Annotated in this window: 20 protein-coding genes; 10 read left to right on the forward strand and 10 right to left on the reverse strand. The window is 51.2% G+C overall.

Annotation, left to right across the window (positions count from 1 at the left end):
* The 4 genes from GKS04_05500 to GKS04_05515 are packed head-to-tail and all read left to right on the forward strand — an operon-like array spanning position 1 to position 2,725.
* A complete protein-coding gene (locus tag GKS04_05500) occupies positions 1-990 on the forward strand; it encodes an NAD-dependent epimerase/dehydratase family protein (GenBank protein ID QMU56573.1) in 990 nt (329 codons plus the stop codon).
* Positions 991-1,011: 21 nt separating this feature from the next.
* Positions 1,012-2,082: a chorismate synthase gene (gene aroC / locus GKS04_05505; GenBank protein QMU56574.1), complete on the forward strand. Its 1,071-nt coding sequence runs from the start codon at positions 1,012-1,014 to the stop codon at positions 2,080-2,082.
* Complete coding sequence (locus GKS04_05510) at positions 2,079-2,432, forward strand: hypothetical protein (GenBank protein ID QMU56575.1); 354 nt, start codon at positions 2,079-2,081, stop codon at positions 2,430-2,432. Before aroC ends, GKS04_05510 begins: the two co-directional genes overlap by 4 nt.
* Positions 2,429-2,725 carry a hypothetical protein gene (locus tag GKS04_05515; protein QMU56576.1) on the forward strand — a complete coding sequence of 99 codons (297 nt, stop codon included), beginning with the start codon at positions 2,429-2,431 and terminating at the stop codon, positions 2,723-2,725. The genes GKS04_05510 and GKS04_05515 overlap by 4 nt, the downstream gene beginning before the upstream one ends.
* Positions 2,726-2,749: 24 nt before the next feature.
* On the opposite strand, the gene GKS04_05520 is transcribed toward GKS04_05515, so the two are convergent.
* Positions 2,750-3,832, reverse strand: coding sequence for an aminotransferase class V-fold PLP-dependent enzyme (locus tag GKS04_05520; GenBank protein ID QMU56715.1), 1,083 nt, complete (start codon positions 3,830-3,832; stop codon positions 2,750-2,752).
* A 192-nt stretch (positions 3,833-4,024) separates the two neighbouring features.
* On the opposite strand from GKS04_05520, the gene GKS04_05525 reads away from it, so the two are divergent.
* Positions 4,025-4,912, forward strand: a complete 888-nt coding sequence (locus tag GKS04_05525) for a GTPase Era (GenBank protein QMU56577.1) — start codon at positions 4,025-4,027, stop codon at positions 4,910-4,912.
* Between the two features lies 1 nt (position 4,913).
* Here the strand turns inward: GKS04_05525 and GKS04_05530 are convergent, their stop codons facing one another.
* Positions 4,914-5,720: an enoyl-CoA hydratase gene (locus GKS04_05530; protein QMU56578.1), complete on the reverse strand. Its 807-nt coding sequence runs from the start codon at positions 5,718-5,720 to the stop codon at positions 4,914-4,916.
* A 51-nt stretch (positions 5,721-5,771) separates the two neighbouring features.
* Here GKS04_05530 and GKS04_05535 point away from each other — a divergent pair, with 51 nt between their 5' ends.
* The 4 genes from GKS04_05535 to odhB all read left to right on the forward strand — a co-directional run bounded on the left by GKS04_05535 (position 5,772) and on the right by odhB (position 10,981).
* On the forward strand, positions 5,772-6,269 hold the full coding sequence (locus GKS04_05535) for a hypothetical protein (GenBank protein QMU56579.1): 498 nt from the start codon (positions 5,772-5,774) through the stop codon (positions 6,267-6,269).
* A 9-nt stretch (positions 6,270-6,278) separates the two neighbouring features.
* Entirely contained in the window at positions 6,279-6,758 is a 480-nt protein-coding gene (locus GKS04_05540) for a hypothetical protein (GenBank protein QMU56580.1), read from the forward strand.
* Between the two features lie 104 nt (positions 6,759-6,862).
* A complete protein-coding gene (locus tag GKS04_05545) occupies positions 6,863-9,736 on the forward strand; it encodes a 2-oxoglutarate dehydrogenase E1 component (GenBank protein QMU56581.1) in 2,874 nt (957 codons plus the stop codon).
* Between the two features lie 27 nt (positions 9,737-9,763).
* Entirely contained in the window at positions 9,764-10,981 is a 1,218-nt protein-coding gene (gene odhB / locus GKS04_05550) for a 2-oxoglutarate dehydrogenase complex dihydrolipoyllysine-residue succinyltransferase (GenBank protein ID QMU56582.1), read from the forward strand.
* Positions 10,982-10,996: 15 nt separating this feature from the next.
* Here odhB and recG read toward each other — a convergent pair whose 3' ends face one another.
* From recG to GKS04_05590, 8 genes are all read right to left on the reverse strand, one after another.
* Positions 10,997-13,471 carry an ATP-dependent DNA helicase RecG gene (recG, locus tag GKS04_05555; protein ID QMU56583.1) on the reverse strand — a complete coding sequence of 825 codons (2,475 nt, stop codon included), beginning with the start codon at positions 13,469-13,471 and terminating at the stop codon, positions 10,997-10,999.
* On the reverse strand, positions 13,434-15,680 hold the full coding sequence (topA, locus tag GKS04_05560) for a type I DNA topoisomerase (protein QMU56584.1): 2,247 nt from the start codon (positions 15,678-15,680) through the stop codon (positions 13,434-13,436). The genes recG and topA overlap by 38 nt, the downstream gene beginning before the upstream one ends.
* A gap of 21 nt (positions 15,681-15,701) precedes the next feature.
* Positions 15,702-16,688, reverse strand: a complete 987-nt coding sequence (locus GKS04_05565) for an SDR family NAD(P)-dependent oxidoreductase (protein QMU56585.1) — start codon at positions 16,686-16,688, stop codon at positions 15,702-15,704.
* Between the two features lie 3 nt (positions 16,689-16,691).
* The gene (locus GKS04_05570; protein ID QMU56586.1) at positions 16,692-17,999 is read right to left on the reverse strand and encodes a nucleotide sugar dehydrogenase; all 1,308 of its coding nucleotides are present in this window, start codon (positions 17,997-17,999) and stop codon (positions 16,692-16,694) included.
* A gap of 63 nt (positions 18,000-18,062) precedes the next feature.
* Positions 18,063-18,509 (reverse strand): DUF1285 domain-containing protein, encoded by a 447-nt coding sequence (locus tag GKS04_05575; protein ID QMU56587.1) that lies wholly within the window; start codon positions 18,507-18,509, stop codon positions 18,063-18,065.
* Positions 18,510-18,527: 18 nt separating this feature from the next.
* Entirely contained in the window at positions 18,528-19,187 is a 660-nt protein-coding gene (locus tag GKS04_05580) for an ATP-binding cassette domain-containing protein (protein ID QMU56716.1), read from the reverse strand.
* 33 nt (positions 19,188-19,220) lie between these two features.
* A complete protein-coding gene (locus tag GKS04_05585; GenBank protein QMU56588.1) occupies positions 19,221-20,324 on the reverse strand; it encodes an efflux RND transporter periplasmic adaptor subunit in 1,104 nt (367 codons plus the stop codon).
* A complete protein-coding gene (locus GKS04_05590; protein QMU56589.1) occupies positions 20,321-21,616 on the reverse strand; it encodes a hypothetical protein in 1,296 nt (431 codons plus the stop codon). The genes GKS04_05585 and GKS04_05590 overlap by 4 nt, the downstream gene beginning before the upstream one ends.
* Before the next feature lie 121 nt (positions 21,617-21,737).
* On the opposite strand from GKS04_05590, the gene hemW reads away from it, so the two are divergent.
* Positions 21,738-22,904: a radical SAM family heme chaperone HemW gene (gene hemW, locus GKS04_05595; GenBank protein QMU56590.1), complete on the forward strand. Its 1,167-nt coding sequence runs from the start codon at positions 21,738-21,740 to the stop codon at positions 22,902-22,904.
* Positions 22,905-22,920: the final 16 nt, after the last annotated feature.

The following is a 22,920-nucleotide window of genomic DNA, read 5'->3' on the forward strand; positions in this document are numbered from 1 at the left end:
ATGGCAGTTTTAATGACCGGAGCAACTGGGTTTATCGGCTCTCATATAGCGCGAAAACTGAAAACTAAAGGAGACGAAGTTCGCGCCCTTGTGCGCGCAACCAGCGACACCGGAGACCTTGACCGCGCCGGCATAACAAAAATAAACGGCGATATAACGGACCGCGCATCGGTGTTGAAAGCCCTTGAAGGATGCGAAACCGTTTATCACTGCGCGGGCTTTGTTTCGTTCAAAAAAAGAGACTACGGGAAAATGGTGGAGATAAACGTTGAGGGAGCACGGAATGTTTTGTCCGCCGCTCTTGAAACGGGCGTGCGAAAAGTGGTTTTCACAAGCAGTGTGGCGGCGCTGGGGCCGGCGGTTAAGGACGGGTTTATAACGGAAGACTCTGAAACCGACACGGATTTTCAAGGCGCGAACATCGGATATATGAACGTGAAACGGGCCGCCGAAGCCGCGGCGCTTGATTTTTGCGAAAAAGGGCTTGATGTCGTGATAACGAATCCTTCGGTTGTTATCGGAGCCGGAGACAAATATCTGTCCAGCGTGGGATCGGTTCTGTGGTATTGCAAAAGGCGTTTCCCCGGATACATGGACGGCACTCTCAACCTTACCGATGTTGAAGACGTGGCGGAAGGACACATACTTGCCGCGGAAAAGGGTAAAACCGGAGAATGTTATATCCTGAGCAACACAAACCTGACGGTGCTTGAGTATTTCACCCTGCTTGAAAAAGTAACAGGGGTGCCCGCGCCGAAATTGAAAATCCCCTACCCGGCGGCATACGTGTCCGCGTTTTTCGCCGAACGCGTTCTCGGACTGGCGTTTCCGAACTACTCAACAATGGATTTGGATTCCGTCAAACTGTCGCGCTACAACTGGCACACAGACTGTTCAAAAGCCGAGAGGGAACTGGGATACAAGCGCGGTTCGGTGGAGGAAAGTCTGCGCAAGACCGTTGAATGGTTTAAGTCGCGCAGATTGCTCTGAAGAAGCGGGTATTATATCCAAATGGCCGGAAACACATTCGGAAAAGTTTTTAGAATCACAACATGGGGAGAGTCGCACGGAAGCGCCATCGGGGTTGTGCTGGACGGCTGTCCGGCGGGACTCAGAATCTCCGAAACCGACATTCAGAACGAACTTGACCGCCGCCGCCCCGGGCAAAGCAAGGTTACGACACAACGCAAAGAGGCGGACAAGGTTGAGATTTTGTCCGGCGTGTTCAAAGGCAAAACGCTTGGCACACCGATTTCCATGCTTGTGCGCAACACCGATGTCATCTCGTCTTCATATGAGAAAATAAAAGACACCTACCGCCCCGGACACGCCGATTTCACATACGATGAAAAATACGGATTCAGAGACTACCGAGGCGGAGGCAGGGCTTCGGCAAGGGAAACGGCCGGTCGGGTCGCGGCGGGCGCTATTGCGAAAAAACTGCTTGAAAAGCGCGGAATTAAAACGCGCGGATTTGTCAGAAGTGTGGGCGACATAGTTGCGGAAAAAGTCAATTTTAGTGAAATAGAAAAAAATCCCGTGCGCTGTCCGGACGCAAAGAAAGCGAAACAGATGTTTGACCTCATAGACTCCGTCCGGCGGCAGGGAGACTCAGTCGGGGGAACGGTTGAGGTTATAACACAGGGACTTCCCGCAGGGCTTGGCGAGCCGGTTTTTCACAAACTTGACGCGGATTTGGCTTCCGCTCTGATGAGCATCGGCGGCATAAGAGGTTTTGAAGTGGGAAGCGGGTTTGATGTGGCGAAAAAGAAAGGATCTGAAGTAAACGATTTGATGTTCAAGCGCAAAGACGGCTCTCTGGGATTCAAAACAAACAACGCGGGCGGGTTGCTCGGCGGCATAACAAACGGCGAAAATCTCGTGGTCAGAATCGCCATAAAGCCCACTTCGTCAATATCAAAAACCCAGAAAACGGTTGACAAAAAGGGCTCTCCAAAGAATCTGGTAGTCAAAGGCAGACATGACCCGTGCCTGTGCCCGCGGGCGGTTCCCATTGCCGAAGCGATGGTTAATCTTGTGCTCGCGGATCATATCCTTATGAGCCGGACAGCAAAACTGTGACGGCGCGCAATTTCGGCGTGTATGCCTCAACAGGCGAGCGTGTGTATCTGGGAGACTTCAGTGAAGTTCCCGAACCCCACAGACGGAAACTGATAGAGGCGATTGACCAGTGGGGAGACGTAATGGTCGGCTGGGGCGTCAACGAGTTGATTTACTCTTTGATGCGCTGGCATGATGAAACGGTTTTCCGGTGCGCGCCGTGTGGTTTTTCATCCGCATCGTCAAACCGGTGCGCCGGGTGCGGAAAAACGCTTGAGAAAAAATCCGCGTATAAAAAGAACGAAAAAATCGCGCGTTTGCTTATGTGCGTCGGTTCGCTCAACCAAATCAGATACGAGGAGAACGGATGAAAATTCAGGTTCACGGGCAGATATTCCCGTACGCTCTGCAAGAAACGATCAAAGTAAAAAAGATCGGCGAGAAGCGCAGAAATTTTAACCTCGGTTCGCAAACCCTGTCCTTTTCAATCTATGAAGTTGAAATGCCGGACGGTTGCGAAATTTCCGGCAACTACATTAAAACGCCTTCGGGAACGCGTCTTTATCACAACCGCGGCGGGCAGTACGAAGCCGCGTATCTAATCTCAGAAAAAGATGAAGACCCACTCGCAGACAAACATTTCAGTTCGCTCAAAGAAATATAAAAATCCCGCGCTTGCGCCGAATGTTTACAGGTTTTCACTGATTATGCGGGCGGCGGCTTCAGCACCGGAGCCGAAATCAAACCCGTGCCCGAGTTTTTTCAAACTCTGCTCAACCGCAGACACAACCGCGACTGTGTCCGAACGGTCTATGTATCCGATGTGGGAAACGCGGAAAATCTTCCCCTTTGCCTGATCCTGACCGCCCGCGACCGTTATTCCAAAATCCTCTTTGAGGGTTTTTATCAGCGGTCCCGCGCCGATATCAGGCGGCGCGACCGCGACTGAAAGCGCGGGGCTGGGCTCATCCTTTGTGAACAACTCCATTTCCATCGCTTCAAAAGCGCTTCTGGTCGCGGAAGAAAAAACCGCGTGCCGTTTGTGCATATTTTCAAGCCCTTCTCCGACAAACATTTTCAAAACCTGCGACAGCCCTCTTACAAGACTGACCGCCGGTGTCCACGGAGTTGTGTTTTTGTCCGCGCTTTTTGCCGCGGCTTTGAAATCAAAATAAAACTTCGGAAGGTCCGAGGTTTTGTTGAACTCCCACGCCTTGGTGCTCATTGCCGCAAAAGACAGCCCCGGAGGAAGCATAAAAGCCTTCTGCGAGCCCGCGACAAGCACGTCAATGCCAAGTTCGTCAAACGGCAACGGAAAAACGCCCACGGCAGTTATGCCGTCCACTATCAGAATCACGTCGTCCCGTTCGCGCGTAATTGCGGCTATTTTGGCGGTCGGGTTTTTTATGCCCGTTGAGGTTTCGCTCGCCTGCATCAGAACCGCGCGTATGGAGGGGTTTTTGTCGAGTTTTTGCCGTATGAGCGCGGGATCAACCGCCCTTCCCCACTCAACCGTGATTTCCTCAACTTCAATGCCGAAAGCGCCGCAGATTTTTTCCCATCTTTCTCCGAACTTCCCGCTGTTGACGACAAGAACCCTGTCGCCCCGGCAAAGTGTGTTTGAAACCGCGCCCTCCATCGCTCCCGTGCCTGAGGAAGCAAGTACCAGAACCTCGCCGGAAGTCTGAAAAATCTGTTTCAGGTCGGCGCGTATCTGTTCAACTATTGACTCAAATTCGGCGGTTCTGTGGTGGATGATGGGCCTTGCCATCTCAATCAGAGCATCGCTCGGAACCGGAACTGGACCGGGTGTAAAAACATAATCTTTCAAAGAATTCCCCCTGTCCCGCGATGTTTTTTGCGCACATGCGCGGGCAAAATCTCACTCTATACCAACTTTACTGATTTTCAACCTGTCCGAGCGGTTTGCTCTTGGCGGCCGAATACGCCATTCTTGTCAGAAATGTCAGGTGGCGGAAAATACAGATTCGGCTTTGTGTCGGTGGTCGGCGGAACGAATGTGGGAAAATCCACACTTGTGAACACGCTTGTGGGACGGAAAATCTGCGCCACATCCTCAAAACCCAACACAACGCGCAACCGCATAAATGGCATATTCACGGACGACGAAGCACAGATAGTTTTCACTGACACGCCGGGAATAGTCCGCCCGAAGGGAGAACTGCTCAAAAAAATGACCGCGTCCGCGCTCGGAGCGCTGGAGAGCGGCATAACACTTGCCGTTACGGACAGTTCCGCCGCCTTTGGCGCGGGCGAAGTCAGGGCAATCAGGGATTCTTCGCGCCCCGTGATAGTGGCTCTGAACAAAACCGACATCGCGAGCAGACAGTCTGTTCTTGAAGCGATAAAAAAATCGGAACAATTTGGCGACAAAATCGCCGATATTGTTCCGGTTTCGGCGCTCAAAAAAACCGGTACTGAGCGCCTGCTTGAAGTTTTGAAAAAATCCCTGCCAGAAGGCGAAAAACAGTTCCCCGATGACAACGGCACGGACGCGATGGACGGATTTATCGCGGCGGAATTTGTCAGAGAAAAAATCTTTCGCCTCACTCACGGAGAAGTGCCCTACCAATCGGCTGTTGTGGTCAGGGAAATGCGGCGCGGAAAAGGTGGCATTCTCTACATAAACGCCGAAGTGCTTCTTGAAAAAGAGTCTCATAAAAAAATCGTTATAGGAAAAGGCGGCGAGATGCTGAAAAAAATTGGTTCGCGCGCGAGGAACGATATTGAGAATTTTCTCGAAACAAAAGTTTTTCTGGAACTGAACGTGATGGTAAAACCGGGCTGGAGCAAAGACAGAGATTTTATTGAAGATATTTACGGGCGGTAAATCAACGCCCTTTGAAAACCGGCTTTCTTTTTTCGGCAACCGATTTCATTCCCTCTTTGAAATCGGCGCTTTCGCAGACTTTTTCAAACATTGCGCGCAGAGAGGTGGAATCTTTCGCGGAAGGTTTTGAGGATTTCGCAAGAATGTTGAGCCCCTGTTTGGAGGCTTGGATTGACAGAGGCGCGCCCTCCGCGATTTTGCGGGCGAGCGCGTAAACGGTGTCTTCAAGAGCTGAAGGTGAAGTTACTTCGCTTACAAGCCCCGCCTGAAACGCTTCTTGAGCCGTAAAGGTTTCCGCGCCGAAAAACATCCGTTTTGCGCCCGCAATCCCGACCGCACGGGCAATTCTACGCAAACCCGAAAACGGATAGGCGATTCCGAGCTTTGAAGGAGGCATGGAAAACTTTGAATCGTCCGAGCAGATTATGAGGTCGCAAGCGGCGGCAAGCTCAAGCCCTCCGCCAACCGCGTAGCCGCGCACAAGCGCCAGAACGGGGCGCGGGAAATTCTCCACCGCGTCGCAGGCGGCGGCAAGCGGATGTTTTTTTCTGCCATAATCGCGGGTTATGTCTCCGGGGGCCACAAAGGAAAAATCGTATCCCGATGAAAACGCCTTGCCCCCCCGCCCTGAAAGCACAACGCAACGCGCCGAGTCGTCTTTTTTCAATTTTTCAAGCGCGCGGACAATACTCCGCAGAACGTCGGGAGACAGAGAGTTTCTCTTTTCAGGTCTGTTTATTTCAAGCGAAATGACCGCTCCGGTCCGCCGGACAATCAATTCCGTGCTGTTTTCCGGTAATAATTTCAAGACTTGTTCCTTTTAATAAACGGCAAATATATGTAGAATCTCGATTCTATTATGCCTCTTTATGAGTATGAATGCGAAGGATGCATGGACAGGTTCAACAAAGACATCTCAAGTCTTGTTGAGAACCTGAACAAAAAAAACGCTTCGCGGATATCAAAGGAAAACCCCGGCTTCCTCTATATAGAGGTCGCGAAGGAAAAAAAGGAAGCGCCGATGTTTTCTCTCGGCGAAAAAATGCCTGCGCGGTCGCGAAGCACGCGCCGTTTCAAATACTCGCTTGAAGGGGGAAAATCGCTCTACCTTGAACTTAAAGACTTCAAATTCAGCGAACTGATGGAACCCGGAGAGCCGCCGCCGAAATGCCCGTTGTGCCAAGGCGGAAAGGTGCAGAGGGTTTTTTCAACCTTCAAGGCGATTTTTGATAAAAGAGACAGGGAACCCGGTCCCGGAGACGACTTCGGCTGGCATAAGGACTACAAAGTGCAAAAAGACGAGGAGCGCCAGAACTGGGTCGGGCAGGACACCCTGAATCAGTATTTCAAAAGGTAGGAAGAAATTATGCCGTTGTTTGAATATGAATGTGTACCTTGCAGAACAAGCGCGGAAAAAGCGATAAGCAACATTATGAAAGGCGGCGGGAAGTCCGTGCCTAAAACCGTAAAAGACAACTCAGTTGTGCGTAGCGCGCAGATAATTGACCTCCAAAAAGGCAAAATTGAAGCCGAAGCCGGAAAACCTGCGGAAAACGGGCAGGACATAATCCGGTATTCCGAAGACGGCTCGACGATGTTTGTTATGAACACTGATGTTTTCCGTTTTTCCGAACTGATATATGAAAAAGGCGATGAAAAAAGGGTGAAGTGTCCCTCATGCGGTTCAAAAAAAGCGAAAAAGGTGGTATCGTCATTCTCTTTCACAAGTGACCTTTCAACGGATATGCCCAAACCGGATTTGAGCAATCTGCCACCCGAAATCAGAGGCAAAGTTCAAATCGGGGAATACATAGAGGAAAAAGACAGACCCAAAAAAAACAGGTAGGGAAGCGCGCAAATCAGTGAAAAATTGTTCAGAGACATATTGTCTATGACTGAATTCTGTATTACTATTGCTCTGCTTTCCGAAAACGGAAAAACGCCGTTCCGATGGCAAAACAAAACCACACTTCTATGATGCTGGAAGATCTCTTTCACGGGCCCAATTCGGGGTTCGCTATGGAGATTTACAGCCACTACCTGCAAGACCGCTCTTCGGTCAGCCCCGAAGCGCGCGCTTTTTTTGACGCGTGGACTCCGACTGAAAATGGTTTGTCGAAAGCGCAAAACGGCACAGGCGCCGCCGCGCAGACACAAACAGCGGACTCATCCGGCGCCACAGTCGCGACGACAAATCTCGCTCAGGCCATACGGCTGAACGGGCATCTTGACAGCAAACTGGACCCCCTCGGAACTTCCCCGGCGGGAGACAAACTCCTTTCAAACGAATTTCACGGACTGACCGAAAAAGACCTTGCCGGGCTTCCGCCATCAATAATTGAAAGCCCGGTTACGGAAAAATGCTCAAACGCGGCGGAGGTTATCAGGAAACTCAGAGAGGTTTACTCGTCCTTTTCCGGCTACGATTTTCATCATATCTACTACTCAAATGAACGGCTTTGGATGATGGGCGCGGCGGAGTCCGGGAAGTTCAGACCCCCGCTTAATCCCATTAACCTGAAATCAATCCTTGAACAGCTTTGCAAAGTGGAGGCACTTGAAAAGTTTCTGCACAAAGTGTTTCCGGGCAAGTTCCGTTTTTCCATTGAGGGAATGGACATGCTTGTGCCGATGCTTAATGAATTTATGTCCCTCGCGGCGGACTCAGGCGTCTATCACGTAACGCTTGGAATGGCTCACCGGGGGCGGCTCAATGTGATGCACAATGTTATGGACAAGCCGTGCGAGCAGTCTCTTGTGAAGTTCAAAGACCCTGTCTATGAAAGGGATTTCAGAGACGACATGGGCTGGACAGGCGATGTTAAATACCACGAGGGAGCCGTAAAACCGCTGAGAATGAACGGAATCTCAAGCGGGGACAAAATGCTGGAAATCGTGCTCGCGCCCAACCCCAGTCATCTGGAATCGGTTAATCCGGTCATACAGGGAATGGCGCGCGGAGCGGGAACGGATTCTTCATCTCCCGGAGAGCCGAAGTTTGACCCGATGTATTCCCTGCCAGTCATTGTTCACGGGGACGCCGCGTTTCCGGGACAGGGCATAAACGCGGAAACTCTGAACATGTCTTTGATACCCGGATACAGCACGGGCGGAACACTGCACATAATCACAAACAACCAGATTGGCTACACAACTATTCCTAAAGACAGCAGAAGCACACTTTACTCAAGCGATCTGGTCAAAGGGTTTGAAGTGCCCGTAATCCATATCAACGCCGATGAGCCCGAAGCTTGCATGGAGGCGATAAGGATAGCGTTTTCCTACATACGCAAATTCAATAAAGACTTCCTCATAGACCTAGTTGGCTACCGCAGACACGGACACAATGAGGGAGACGAGCCGAAATTCACCCAGCCGTTGCTGTACGAGAAAGTCAATCGGCAGCCGACCGTGAGGGGAAAAATCGCAGAGCGTTGCGCAAAAGAGGGAGTAATGGACAAGAGCTCTTCGGACAAACTCTTTGAACAGCAGATGGCGGAACTGACAAAAACTTTTGAAACGCTTCCGGAAAAACTGAGCGACAGCGACGTGCCGGTTGTCATTCCCAAAGAGGGGGCGGCGAAAAATTCAAAAACCGTGTTTCCGGTGTCAAAACTGAAAGAGATTAATAAAGCCCTGCTTGAAGTGCCGGACGGTTTTTCCGTGAACTACAAAGTAAGCAAAACCCGTGAAAAAAGGCGGGACGCGCTCAAAGACCCCAAAGCCAAATCAATAGACTGGGCATTGGGAGAAGAACTCGCCTACGCCTCAATTCTTGCCGACGGAGTGCCCATACGGCTCAGCGGGCAGGACTGTCAGAGGGGAACTTTCAGCCACAGGCACGCTGTTCTTCATGACGCGAACACGGGGAAAGAATATATTCCGTTGCGGGAAATTCCTCAGTCAAAAGCGGCTTTTGAAATCATCAACAGCCCGCTGACTGAAAACGCGTGCATTGGTTTTGAATACGGATACAGCATCCAAAAGCCCGACACTCTTCTAGTCTGGGAGGCTCAATACGGGGACTTCATAAACGGAGCCCAGCCACTGATAGACGAATATCTGGTTTCCGGACGCTCAAAGTGGGGGCAGATATCCTCGCTTGTGCTGCTTCTGCCGCACGCTTACGAGGGACAAGGACCTGACCATTCAAGCGGACGACTCGAAAGATTTCTTGGAATGGCGGCGGAAAAAAACATCAGGATTGTGAACTGCACAACTTCCGCGCAGTTTTTCCATGTTTTGAGACGTCAGGCGGTTTTGCTGAAAACAGACCCGCTTCCCCTCGTAGTGATGACTCCGAAAAGTCTGCTTAGAAACCCGCTTGCCTCATCGTCGCTTGAAGAACTGTCTTCGGGGCGGTTTATACCCGTCATTGACGACCCCGTAGATAAAAAAGGCGCAAGCAAGGTGCGTAGAGTTGTTTTGTGCAGCGGCAAAGTTGCGGTAGACCTTGAAATGTCCGAATTGAGAAAGAAACACCCCGAAGTCGCGATAATAAGGGTTGAACAGATTTACCACCCGCCCGTTGAAGAAATTGAGAAGGCGGTGAGCAGATACGGCGGAGCAAAAGAGATAATCTGGCTTCAGGAAGAACCGGTGAACATGGGCGCGTGGGATTTCATGCATCCGTTTCTGCGCAAAATCGCGCGACCGCGAAACATTCCTCTGGGTTTTATAGCGAGAAAACGGAACTCAAGTCCCGCGGAGGGCTCAATGTCAATGCACAAGGCCAATCAAACTATCCTGCTTGAGCAGACGTTCAGCGCAAAAGAAATTGATAAAATTGAAAAAAGCGGTGTTATGATAGCAATAGATGTTTAATCTTGAAAAAACAATCCGGAGGACAAGATGGCAACTCAGATAGTCGTGCCCGAACTTGGCGACTCAGTTATAGACGCAACCGTAGTCAAATGGCTCAAGCATGAAGGCGACCCCGTGAAAACAGGGGAAACCGTTGTTGAGCTTGAGACCGAAAAAGCAAACTTTGAAGTACCCGCAATAACAAGCGGTGTGGTTTTGAAGATAGGAAGAAATGAAGGGGACGAGGTGAAAGTTGGAGACGCTCTTGGAGAGATAGATGAATCCGCCTCCGCGGAGACTGAAACTCCGCAAAGCGAATCCGGTAAAAGTGAAGCGCCGCCTGAACCCGCACCCGCTTCGGACGCTGGAAAAGCGAGCGCCACACCGGTCGCGAAAAACATAGCCCGCAATGAGAACATAGATCTGTCAAAGGTTGAGCCGAAAACCGAAGGCGGACGCATAACAAAAGCCGATGTTGAACAAGCCGCAGCAGACAAAGCGGCGGGCGGAGAAGAAACGCCTGCGGGAGCGGGAAGCGATATATTCCCCTCTCTGTCGGCTCTGCACCGCGGAGAAACAAGGGTGAAGATGACCCCGCGCCGCAAGACCATCGCGCGGCGTATGCTCGCGGCCCAACACGAAGCGGCAATTCTTTCCACTTTCAACGAAGTGGATATGGGCGCGGTTATGGAACTGCGAAAACGGCGCAAAGACGCCTTCAAGGAAAAACACGGCGTGTCTCTGGGAATGTCGTCCTTTTTCATCAAAGCGTCAGTTGGCGCGCTCAAAGCGTTTCCGCAGATTAACTCGGAAATTCAAGGAGACGAGATTCTCTACAAGAATTTCTACGACATTGGCATAGCCATCGGCGCATCAAGCGGACTTGTTGTTCCCGTCATACGAGACGCGGACAAAAAGAGCTTTGCCGAACTTGAAAAAGAGGTCAGGGAGCTCGCCGAAAAAGCCGAAGAGGGAAAATTAAAAATAGACGAACTCATGGGCGGAACCTTCTCCATAACAAACGGAGGGGTTTTCGGCTCAATGCTCAGCACCCCGATACTAAACCCGCCGCAAGTGGGAATACTGGGGCTTCACGCGATTAAACAGCGTCCGGCGGTTGTGGATGGCGAGGTCGTCATCCGCCCTATAATGTTTGTCGCGCTCAGTTATGACCACAGGGTTGTGGACGGCAGAGAAGCGGTGCAGTTCCTCGTGCGCCTCAAAGAACTTGTGGAAGACCCTGAGTCTCTACTGGTTGACGGGTAATCGGCGCGCGGCGGCTCATCTGAACGCAATCTCATCAACCATTTCGCGCAATTTCGGATAGTTCTCAAGTTCGGGGTCTTTGTCCAGAATCTCCCGCGCGGCTTCTTTTGCCTCAACCAAAACGTCGGAATCCATTACCAAATCGGCGAAGCGAAAATCGGGCATTCCCGACTGCTTCACGCCCAGAAACTCACCGGGTCCCCTCATGGCCAAATCCGCTTCGGCAATTGAAAATCCGTCCGGATTTTTGCAGACCTCTTCAAGCCGGCGGGCGCCGGGCGCCGTTATACCGGGTGATTTAAGCAGAATGCAACGGGACTTCTCCGCGCCGCGCCCCACTCTGCCGCGCAGTTGGTGAAGTTGCGAAATACCGAACCTGTCCGCATTTTCAATCACCATAAGTGTCGCGTTCGGCACGTCAATCCCAACTTCAATAACGGTTGTGGAAACAAGAACTTGAGTGCCGCCCGCGACAAACTCCTCCATCGCGGAGTCTTTTTCATCGGGCGGCATGCGCCCGTGCAAAATGCCGACCCGCGCGCCGGCAACCTCCCGCCGAATTGCCGCGGCGGTTTCTTCAACACGCGCGATGCCGTCATCACTTTCCGCGCCATTTTCCCCGCCCTCTATAAAAGGGCAAACGACATAACACTGCCGCCCCGCTTCAATACTGTCTTTGATGGCACCGTTCATTACGTACCGGTCTTCGGGCGAGGAGCCGAGCGCGACCGTTTCAATCTTTTTTCTGCCTGCGGGGAGCGTGTCTATAACCGCGACATCAAAATCACCGTAAACCGTCATCGCGAGCGAACGCGGAATCGGGGTCGCCGTCATTACAAGAATGTCCGGACTGGAGCCCTTGCGGTTGAGTTTCTCCCTCTGCGCTACTCCGAATTTATGCTGTTCGTCTATGACCGCGAGACCGAGATTATTGAACTTCACCCTGTCCTGAATAAGAGCGTGAGTGCCGATAACAATCCTTGCCTCGCCGCTTTCCACCTCGGACAACGGAGCCGAGCGGTCTCCACCTTTGAGCAGAAACGGTTTTATTCCTATCTCCGCGGTGTATCGCGCGATGACTCTCGCGTGCTGTTCCGCGAGTATTTGTGTGGGGGCCATAATCGCCGCTTGACAGCCCGAATCAAGCGCTTTTGCTATTGCGAGTGTGGCAACAACCGTTTTGCCGCTTCCGACATCACCTTGAAGCAAAATGTTCATGGGAACGGGTTTTTCCATGGCCGAATTTATCAAAGAGAACGCCTTTTCCTGTGCGGCGGTCAGTTTGAAAGGCAGGGCTTGAACCAAACGGCGCGATATGTCGCCCGAAGGTGCAAATGATATTCCGCCCACGCCTTCGCGTTTGTTTCTGCCTATCCCAAAAGCGAGCTGTAAAAGAAAAAACTCTAAAAAAGCCACCGTCTTGGGAGCGGGCAGATTCCTGTCGCGCGAACCTGTTTCCCACGCGGCTCGTGAAAAATCCGGGCATACGCCGCATTTTTCGGGAAAATGCATCTCTGCGACTGCATCGTCAACCGGCTCCAAATCCCGCCCGATGCCTTTAGGCAGAACGTCCGCAAGCATCTCACGATGGTCAAGAGCGCCGTGCATAATCGCGCGCGCGCGCCGCTGTGTAAGCCCCTCGGTCAGTGAATAAACGGGCGTTACGCGGTTGATATGAATGCTGTCCGCCGCTTCATCGACTTTGTCAAGAACCTCAATCCTGTCAGGCTGCGGATGAAGAATCTGCAAAACTCTGCGGCGCGGGTCAATCTGAACATCGCCACTCACAAAAACAAGTTTTCCCTCCTGATACCTACTCCTCATATACCGCTCATCAAAATTGAACCACACGAGTTCAAGAGTCGCTGTGCCGTCTTTCAGCACAACGCAAAACTGCACCCGCGCTCCGGGGCGCGTTCTGCCCGCCGACTCCACCCTGCCCGCAACCGTCTGCCAACTGTTTGGCACCGCGTCTGAAACTCCTTTTATATCGCGCCTGTCTTCGTATCTGGAGGGGAAATAAAAAAGCGCGTCCCCTACCGTGTGGACGCCTTTTTTCGCGAGAAAAGATGAAACTGAAGAGCCGACACCCTTTATTGCCTCAACCGGGCTTGAAGGATTTTTCGCCAACGGTTTGGACGAGCGCGCCGGAGAAGTGGTTTCACCAAAACGGGAAGTAACAGCGCTCACGCGCTCCACACACCGCCGCAACACTTTGATTTTTTCAAAATTGGTGAGAGCGTCAAAACCCCGAAACAGGTCTCTCGCGTCTTGCAGTTCTTTGCGCTCATCAGGCGGAGAAAGAGAAAACAGCCTGCGGAATATGTTGTCAACACTGCTCTCGTAACTGCCTGAAAACTTGTCGATGTAAGACGCGCCACGCTTCAAATCGCCCGCAAGGTTTGCTTCCAACTTTCTCGCAGCGTCAATAAAATCTTTTGTGTAAACCGTTTCAGGATTTTTGCGCGGAATCTGATTTCTTCCTTTCAATGGGTTTTATTTCGCCGTTTTCCAGACGCTCAAAATCCGAAGCGTTTCTGCATTTCGGGTAGCCCGAACACGCGAGAAATTCCGCGCCGTCTCGTCTGCGTTTGCGTATCACCATTGGCTTATCGCACTTTTCACAAGATATGCCCGCGTCTTCGGGTTTTTCTGTCTGTTTAACAATGATTTTATCCCCGTCCCTTTCAAAGTCCGAAGCGTTTTTGCATTTCGGATAACCCGAACACGCGAGAAATTCCACGCCGTCCCGTCTGCGTTTGCGTATCACCATCGGCTCGCCGCATTTTTCGCACGCGATTCCGGAATCTTGAGGCGGCGCAGTCTCTTTGATTACAATTTTTCCGTCCACCCTTTCAAAGTCGGAAGCGTTTTTGCATTCGGGATAGCCGGAACAAGAAAGAAATTCCCCGCCGCCCCGGCGGCGGTTTTTTACCACCATCGGTTTGTCGCACTTTTCGCACATGATGTCGGTTTCCTCAACATCATTCACAGCGTTTTCGGCGGTCTCAACCCTTTTCTTTAAACCCGATTCCTCGTCAAGATAGAAATCGTGCAGAAGCCCGTCCCATTTTTCGCTGCCCTGCTCAATTTTATCAAGCCGTTGCTCCACGCTCGCGGTGAATTTTTCATCCATTATGTCGGGGAAATCTTTCACGAGATAGTCGTTGACGGCAAAGCCAAGCGGAGTTGGAAAAAGCGCCTTCTTTTCCTTGTTGACATATTCCCTGTCCTGAATTGTGGAGAGAATTGAAGCGTATGTCGAAGGGCGGCCGATGCCTTTTTTCTCAAGATCTTTGACAAGAGACGCCTCGTTGTATCTGGGCGGCGGCTTGGTGAAATGCTGAGACGGAACAACCTCTTCGCACTTCAAATCCGCTCCTTCACTCAATGGCGGAAGAAGCGCCTCTTCCCCGTCTTTTTTCTCAGGCGGAGGCGCGGCGGCTCTCCAGCCCGCGAACACCTGAACCGTTCCGGTGGCTCTGAAAACCGCTTCTCCGGCACTGATATCGGCAGTTGTTTTTTCGTCAACGGCGGCAGACATCTGGCTTGCGGCAAACCGCTTCCAAATCAATTCGTAAAGCCGCAGTTGATCCTTTTCAAGAAACTTCGCCATATCTTCGGGGCCTCTGAGAATTGAGGTAACCCTTATCGCTTCGTGCGCGTCCTGCGCGTCCTTGCTGACCTTTTGAATATTAGGTTTTGCGGGGACGAACTCCTCTCCGTATTTCTCTTTTATAAAGTCGCGCGCCTCATCAACCGCGCGCGGAGAAAGGCGCGGTGAATCGGTTCGCATGTAAGTTATAAGACCCACGGGACCTTCAGAGCCAATTTCAATGCCCTCATAAAGCCGTTGCGCCAGATTCATTGTTTTCTTCACGGAAAAACCGAGTTTTGTTGCCGCTTCGCGCTGCAAAGTGCTGGTTATGAACGGAGATGGAGGTTTGAGATTAACCTTTTTTCTCTCAACCGATGAGATAACAAACCACTCATTTTCAATGGCGGCGACAATTTCAAGCGCCTGCTCCTCGTTGGAAATTTCGTCTTCCGAACCGCGAAAACTGCGCAGACCCGCGCTGAAAGAATCTCCTTCCTCCGTAAACAAACGCGCCTCAATCTTCCAGTATTCAACGGGGTTGAACACCTCAATCTCGCGCTCGCGTTTGACGACAAAATTGAGCGCAATGCTCTGGACCCTGCCCGCGCTGAGCGCGCCGCCGATTTTTTTCCACAGCAGAGGACTCACCTTGTAGCCAACTATTCTGTCCAGTATGCGCCGCGCCTGCTGCGCTTCAAACTTTGATTGGTTTACCTGTTCAGTCCGCCGGAAGGTTTCAAGAACGCCCTCCTTTGTTATTTCCCGTATTAGAACGCGGTGCGCTCTGTCACCCAGTTTCAGTTGCTGAGAGATGTGCCACGCAATCGCTTCACCTTCTCTGTCGGGGTCGGTGGCGAGATAGACCTTGTCCTTGCCCTTGGCAGATTTGCGTAAAGAGTCAAGCACTTTGCCTTTGCCTTTGATAACTTCGTAATCGGGCTTGAACCCGTTGTCCAAATCAACACCGAGCTTGCCGTGGGTTTTGTCCGAAAGGTCAACAATATGGCCCACGGACGCCTCAACATCGTATTCCGTGCCGAGATACCTTTTTATCGTTTTCGCCTTGGCGGGCGATTCCACAATTACAAGTGATTTAGCCATTTTTCAAATCCTTAAATAATATCAAACCTCGGGCATTTCAAGGCGGCTTGCCCATTCCCTGTTTTCAAGATACCAGTCAATACAAGATTTTACGCCTTTTTTAATATCAGTTTGCGGCTCCCAGCCGAGAATTTTTTCCGCCTTTGAAATATCCGCCGCAGTGGCTTTTGAATCCGCGGGATTCATCGGCTCTTTTCTGACAACCGCCTTTTTGCTGAGTCCGTCCTCTATGAGCGCGATGATTTCGTTCAGCGAAACCACATTGCCACCTGCTATGTTTATTTGCTCAAACCCCACATTTTTCACCGAAAGCAGTGTCGCGCGTGCGGCGTCATCAACAAATGTAAAGTCCCTGCTCTGAGTTCCGTCTCCGTAGAGAACTATCTCATTTCCTTCGGCAACCGCCCGCACAAACCGGAACACACTCATGTCGGGACGCCCCGCGGGACCGTAAACCGTAAAATACCTGAGAGCGGAAACATCTATCCCGAAAAGTTTGTGATATGAGTGGCAAAGCCCTTCACCAGCGGACTTTGAAGCCGCGTAGGGAGAAAGCGGCTTGTCGGTTTCCGAAACGGCTTCGGCAAGAGGCAGTCTTCCGTTTCCGTAAACGCTTGAAGACGATATGAACACAAACTTTTCCGTGCCGTTTTCCCTGCACGCTTCAAGCAGGTTTAGGGTACCGAGCACATTTGTTTTGTAATACTCCGCCGGAATCTCCGCGCTTCTTCTCACTCCCGCGCGCGCGGCGAGGTTGATTACCGCTTTGGGCGAAAAACCGCGCATCCCCGCGAAAAAATTCGCGACCGCGCCCGAGTCCGCGATGTCAGTTTTTTCAAATATAAACCTGTCCGATGAGAAAAGATTTCGAAGCCGTTTTTCTTTCAGCGCGGGATCGTAAGCGTCATTCAGATTGTCCATTCCGGCAACCCTGTCTCCTCTTTCAAGCAACATCTCGCACACGCGAGCGCCGACAAATCCCGCGCAACCGGTTACAACAAAATCCATTCTTCACGCCTCGCCAAGACAGAAGTACCGGAAACCCATATTTTTCATCTCCGCCGGTGAATAGATATTCCTTCCGTCAACAATAACAGGGGATTTCATAATGGAAAAAATCCTGCCGAAATCCGGCTGTCTGTATTCATTCCATTCCGTGCTTATAAAAAGCGCGTCCGCACCCTCACACGCGTCGTATGGACCGCGCGCCCTTTTGACGCCGGAGGGAATGAAATCCTTTGCCGCGCCGTCAAAAGCCACAGGGTCATGAGCGCTTACTTCGGCGCCTTCGCTCAAAACCTTATTCATAATGTAAATCGCCGGAGACTCCCTGATGTCATCGGTGTTGGGCTTGAAAGATACCCCCCAGAAAGCAATTTTCACACTGCCGAGCCCGTCGGGAAACTGGCTTTTCAGTTTGTTCAGAAAAATCTCATGCTGAAGAGTGTTGACCTCGTCAACAGCCGAACAGATTCTCATATCAAATCCCTGCTTGCGCGCGGCGCCGATAACCGCTTTGATATCTTTTGGCAGACACGAACCGCCATACCCGACTCCCGGATACAGAAACTTGTCCCCAATCCTCTCGTCAGCTGCCATAACCGAGCGCACTTCTGAGACACTCGCGCCCATCTTTTCGCAAAACACCGCCATCTCATTCATAAAGGATATTCGGGTTGCGAGCATCGCATTTGAGGCATATTTGGCAATCTCCGCCGAGCGTATGGAGATGGAAATCAACCTCTCGCCACGCCTCATATACGGCAAATAGAGTTGGCGCAAAATGCCTTCTGCTTTTTCGCTGTCCGTGCCGATAACAATTCTGTCCGGACTCATAAAGTCCTTCACCGCCGTTCCCTCTTTCAAAAATTCCGGGTTGGAAGCCATATCAAAGTTTTTTCCGCCGTTTTCAAGCACAAGCCCCATGACTTTCTCCGTTGTGCCCGGCGGAACGGTGCTTTTTGTAACAATCAGTTTGTAATCGCCCCCGCAGACCGGGCCAATCATCCGCGCGACATCAAAAACGCCGCCCAAATCCGGCTCGCCGTTTACGGACTGCGGCGTTCCCACGGCGATAAAAACAGTGTCGGACTCTAAAACGGCTTGCTCAGGCTCATTTGAAAAAGTGAGACGTCCGTCTTTGATGTTTTTTGCGACAATATCTTCAAGGTTCGGCTCATAAAACGGCACAGTCCCTTTTTTAAGAGAGGCGATTTTCTCTACATCAATGTCTGCGCAGACGACTGAGTTTCCACTGTCCGCGAGGCACGCGCCCGTAACAAGACCAACGTATCCGGTTCCTATAATTCCTACTTTCAAAAAAATCTCCGGCGGAATGTTAATTTTATCCGCAAAGGGTATATTCGCAAAGGAAAACGCTCTTTACTGTGCGGTTTTGGGCAAGAACCTGTATTTTTTCCCTTGTGACTCAATAACAAATCCGCCTTCGGGCAGCGGCTCCGCAACCGATGCTATGGCATAATATGCGGGGCTTAGAAAACGCGCCTCAAACTCACCGTTTTTTATGAAGGCGTATGGAATGTTGTCCGCGTTCACGCGCAAATCGGTGTCCTCGGTGAGTATCTCCGAAGTTTCATCATTAACGACCACCTCAAATCCCTTTTCTGTCAACCGGGCGGAAACAATGACAAAAGGCGTGTCCTCCACCTCAACGGAAACGGAAACTTTCCCCTCGGCAACTTCAAACCCGCCTCCACGCGCACGGCGGAGGTTACGGTTGTTTTCAAGATAGGTCCACTTGTGAGTTATCTGAACCCCGTCCTGAAACCATCTGCCCTTTTTGTCTATAAATATGTGCGGAGTCTTCATAATCCGGATGAAACCGCCTCACAAGATCGTGCCGTCTTTCATGGTAACAACTCTGCGGCAGCAGTCCGCGACTTCCTTTTCGTGCGTAATCATCACAATGGTAGTGCCCGAAGCGTTCACTTGCTTGAGAAGGTTCATAATCTCGTCCGTGTTTTTGCTGTCAAGGTTGCCGGTCGGCTCATCGGCGAGAATCATCGCCGGATTTTTGCACAGCGCGCGCGCTATGGCAACCCTCTGCTGCTGTCCGCCGGAGAGCTGTGAAGGCATGTGGTTTTCTCTGTCCGAAAGCCCGACCGATTCAAGCACCTCCGAAGCCCGCTTTCTTCTCTCCCCGGCCGCTGCGCCGTCGTATATCAGCGGTATCTCCACGTTTTCATGTGCGCTCAAGCGCGGAAGCAGATTAAAACTCTGGAAAACAAACCCGATGCGCTTGCGCCTCAATTCAGAAAGACCATCCGCCGAAAACGCCGAAATTTCCCGCCCCTCAAAAAGGTAGGAGCCGGAATCCTGAGTATCCAAAAGCCCCAGAATGTTCATAAGTGTGCTTTTGCCCGATCCGGAAGACCCCACAATCGCGACTAAGTCTCCGGGAAAAATATCAAGGGAAACATTGCGCAAAGCGTGCACGGAGGTGTCACCGGACTGATAGGTCTTTTCAATTCCGCAAAGCGATATGATGGGAATTTCGTTAGTCGGCACGGCGAAAACTAATCAGAAACGTTTTGGCTGGGGAAGTGTCATGCCACCGGAATCTTCGTCTGTTTTAACAACTGTTCCAACCGCAATTATGTCGCCTTCGGATATTTCTCCGGTCTTAACCTCGGTAAACACTTCATTGCTCTCTCCGATTGTTACGGGTACGCGCTTGAATTTTCCCGAAAGGGTTTTAATCCACACCGCGGAGCCCGAAGCGTGCACGGAACCGTCCGGCGGGAGAAAACGCAGAGCGGCGGTCGGCACGCGCATAACATCGTCCACTTGCGCGGTTTTTACCGTAATGTCCGCGGTCATTCCGGATTTAAGAATGTGTTCAGGGTTCTCAACCCGTGCCAGAACCTCGTAAGCAACGGCGCCGTCACCTTCAAGCGGAGATTCGGACACGGAAAAAATTTCGCCCCTGAAAGACTGATTTTTGAACGCCGAAACCGTAAAGTGCACAAACTGCCCCTCGGAAACGCGCCCGATGTCCGCTTCGCCGATACGGATAAGAAGCCTCATTTTGTCGGCTTTTCCGGCGATTTTCATAAGCATTCCGACTGTATTGTCAAATGAGCGTCCGACCTCAACGTTGCGGTAAATAACCGTTCCGTCAATGGGAGACTTTATCTCGGCCGCTTTGAACTTTCTGGTCGCTTCGGAAAATCCCGCCTTTGCTTGCTCCATCGCTATTTTCGCCTTCTTGTAATCGTTTGTGGAACTGAGCTTCTTATCGTAAAGCTCGGACTGATATTTAAAGCCCGCCTCTTTTGTCTCAAGTTCCGTGCGCGCTTTATCGTAGCGCGACTTAAGTGTGGTCGCATCAAGGCGTATAAGAACATCGCCTTCGGAAACCGTGTCGCTCTGTTGCTTAAAAACTTCGGTAACCGTGCCCGGTATGGAGCTGTAGATTTCCGCTTCCTCAAAATGTTTCAGCGTTCCGACAGAAGTTATGGTGGAAATTACGCTTCCAACCGAAACTGACTCGGTTTTGTATTCAACAGAACTGTCTTCAAACGTAAACACCCACGCGCCCAAAATGAGTCCGACAATAAGCACACCGCGCAGTCCGGCGCTTAATCGGCCCAACGCATTAAAAATTTTCCCCGGTCCACTCACTTTTCAACCTCCACTACCCATTCTTCAGCGGTGTCTAATCCCGCAAGAAACTTCAAATCAGCCACCAATGCTCTTTTATTATACAAAGATTCTTCGTATTTAAGGTAAAAATTTGCATATTCTTTTTCCGAAAAAACAAGATCCAGTTTTGAAGCCGCGCCCAGTTCCGCCTTTTCCCGCGCGAGAATAAGCTTCTTTTCCGCCGTGCCGAGGACCCTTCTGCTAAGTTCTATATACTCGTCGGCGTGCGTAATATCCAGCAACAGCCGTTTCACTTCCCTTTCAAGACGCTGCTTTTCAAGCGCGATTTCTATCTCGGTTCTCTCACGAACAGCGCGGGTTTTGTCCAGCGTGCCGAAACGGGAAAACCCCTTGAAAAGCGGTATTGTCGCTCCCGCTCCCGCAATGAAATCCGGCGCGTCCGTGTGCGCGCCTTCCCCTTCAAACCTGTAAGCAACCCTTCCGTAAAGAATCGGAAGAAACTCCGCCTTTGCGGCGGCGATTTTCGCCTTATCACTTTTCAACTGCTCGGCGAGAGCCAGAAGAGTGGGATTGTCTTTTAAAACATCAGCAAGAAGCTCTTTAACAGGGGGCAGTATCTCTTCCGAATCCTGCGGCGGCACAAGAGTGATGTCTCCGGTGTCCTCAATTCCAAGCAACTGGAAAAAATCAAACCGCGCGCTTTCAACTCCGTTCTGCGCGCCGTTGAGTTGAAAAATTATGTTCTTCTCATCGGATTCCTGCTGGGCTAATTCAAGCGGGGAAATGCGCCCGTTTCTGGCGAGAATTATGCTTTTTTCAAGTCTCATTCCCGCATGCAGACGGTTCTTCTCGGCATAAACAAGACGCGCCTCGTTAAGAATAACCGCGTAAAATGCCTTGCGCGCGCGGGTTACCGCCTTATTCTCGGCGTTTTTCTTTGAATATTTGGCAGAGGAGACAAGGCTTTTGCTTGATTTGACGCGGTTTTTCGTGCGCCCGAAATCCCAGATTACCTGGTCAGCGAAAAATCCTGATTCGTGTCCGACAAAAGGCGCGACAACTCGGGAGTGAACTTGCGGATAGTAAGTGCCGGAGGCTTCCTTGCGCATGCCTTTGCGTATTCGAACATCCGCTCCCGCGAGCCGCACTTCAAGGCTCTGCCTGACCGCCATGCGCTCCGCTTCGGCAAGCGAAAGGTTTTTTTTCGCCCCCGCGACCGGCGCGCAAACGAGCAAAAACAAAAAAATGCAAAGCGCGCGCAAAAACGCTACTTGTAAAAATAACCTGCTGATAGAGAGCAAAAAGCGCATTGTTCTGTGGAAAGCCCGCAAACAGAGGACTTAAATGAAAAAGTCCTTAAATTATAACACAAGATTAAAAGCCACGCACAGCGGACGCAAAAAAACCTGATGCTGTTAGATTTACCGCCGGATGAAAAAACCTCTTTCAATCTATGTCCACTTCCCATACTGCGAAATTAAGTGCCCTTTCTGCAATCTGAACGCATGGGAGGAAAAAAAATTTGATGAAAACGCCTATACACGCGCAATACGTGACGAACTGAAAGCCCTCACTTCGGAAATGCCCGAACTGCTCTCGCACTACGAAGTAAAAACCGTGTTTATTGGAGGCGGAACACCGTCTCTGTTCTCGGCACGGGCGGTGGGCGGCGTGTTGGAGTTTCTTGCGGGAGAGTTTGAAATCTCAAACTCCGCGGAAATATCGCTTGAATCTCATCCCGCATCATGCGGGCGCGAAAAAATGCGCGGATTTTACACGGCGGGAATCAACCGTTTGAGCATCGGGGCGCAGTCCTTCTCATCTGAAAAACTCAAAAGTCTCGGAAGAGAGCACGAGGCTCGGCTATGTTTTGAGGCGTTTGAAAATGCGCAATCGGCGGGTTTTCAGAACATAAGCGCGGACATCATAGCCGGCGCGGCGGGAGAAACTCCACAAGCGTTTGAGAAAGACATCAAAACCGCCGCCGCAACCGGAGTGCCTCACATATCGGTTTACGGACTTGAAATTGAGCGGGGAACGCAATTTTACGCTTTGGCGAAAAAAGGGCTGTTGAAAACACCTTCGGATGAGGATTGCGCGCAAATGATTGAAATTGCCGCCGAGTGTTTGAGCGCGATGGAGCGCTATGAAATATCAAGTTTCGCCGCGCCGGATGCGCACTGCCGGCACAACATAAACTACTGGCGTTCGGGAGATTACATAGGACTCGGTGCGGGGGCGCATTCTCACATGACAGTGCGCGACGCGCCTTTCGGACTCAGGTGGGCAAACCCGCGAAACCCTCGCGAATATATGGAACAGACCGCAAGGGGCAAAACCGCGCCGAGGCAAGCTTTGGATGCTGAAACCGGATTTTGCGACTGCGTGATGATGGGGCTCCGGCTTGCGGACGGAATGGATTTGGCGGATGCGGAAAAGCAGTTCGGTGTCCGGGTTGACGTGCACGCGCTTGAAAAACTTGAAAACAATGGTCTGATCCGCCGTGAAAACGGCGCGGTGAAAATCACAGAAAAGGGTTTTGTTTTGGCAAACTCGGTGATTGTGGAAATTACGGGAAAAACCAAGCCGGGCGAATAGGATATAATTGCGGAAA

This window comes from Candidatus Mycalebacterium zealandia, assembly GCA_014075295.1.
GTDB classification, from domain to species: Bacteria; Desulfobacterota_D; UBA1144; order Nemesobacterales; family Mycalebacteriaceae; genus Mycalebacterium; species Mycalebacterium zealandia.

Coding starts and splice junctions, on each gene's coding strand:
- GKS04_05520 (QMU56715.1), bottom strand. CDS start 3,832: ATGGCAAGGCCCATCATCCACCACAGAACCGCCGAATTTGAGTCAATA.
- GKS04_05535 (QMU56579.1), top strand. CDS start 5,772: ATGCCTCTTTATGAGTATGAATGCGAAGGATGCATGGACAGGTTCAAC.
- odhB (QMU56582.1), top strand. CDS start 9,764: ATGGCAACTCAGATAGTCGTGCCCGAACTTGGCGACTCAGTTATAGAC.
- GKS04_05575 (QMU56587.1), bottom strand. CDS start 18,509: ATGAAGACTCCGCACATATTTATAGACAAAAAGGGCAGATGGTTTCAG.
- GKS04_05590 (QMU56589.1), bottom strand. CDS start 21,616: ATGCGCTTTTTGCTCTCTATCAGCAGGTTATTTTTACAAGTAGCGTTT.
- GKS04_05540 (QMU56580.1), top strand. CDS start 6,279: ATGCCGTTGTTTGAATATGAATGTGTACCTTGCAGAACAAGCGCGGAA.
- GKS04_05500 (QMU56573.1), top strand. CDS start 1: ATGGCAGTTTTAATGACCGGAGCAACTGGGTTTATCGGCTCTCATATA.
- GKS04_05565 (QMU56585.1), bottom strand. CDS start 16,688: ATGGATTTTGTTGTAACCGGTTGCGCGGGATTTGTCGGCGCTCGCGTG.
- hemW (QMU56590.1), top strand. CDS start 21,738: ATGAAAAAACCTCTTTCAATCTATGTCCACTTCCCATACTGCGAAATT.
- topA (QMU56584.1), bottom strand. CDS start 15,680: ATGGCTAAATCACTTGTAATTGTGGAATCGCCCGCCAAGGCGAAAACG.
- GKS04_05525 (QMU56577.1), top strand. CDS start 4,025: ATGTCAGGTGGCGGAAAATACAGATTCGGCTTTGTGTCGGTGGTCGGC.
- aroC (QMU56574.1), top strand. CDS start 1,012: ATGGCCGGAAACACATTCGGAAAAGTTTTTAGAATCACAACATGGGGA.
- GKS04_05515 (QMU56576.1), top strand. CDS start 2,429: ATGAAAATTCAGGTTCACGGGCAGATATTCCCGTACGCTCTGCAAGAA.
- GKS04_05545 (QMU56581.1), top strand. CDS start 6,863: ATGGCAAAACAAAACCACACTTCTATGATGCTGGAAGATCTCTTTCAC.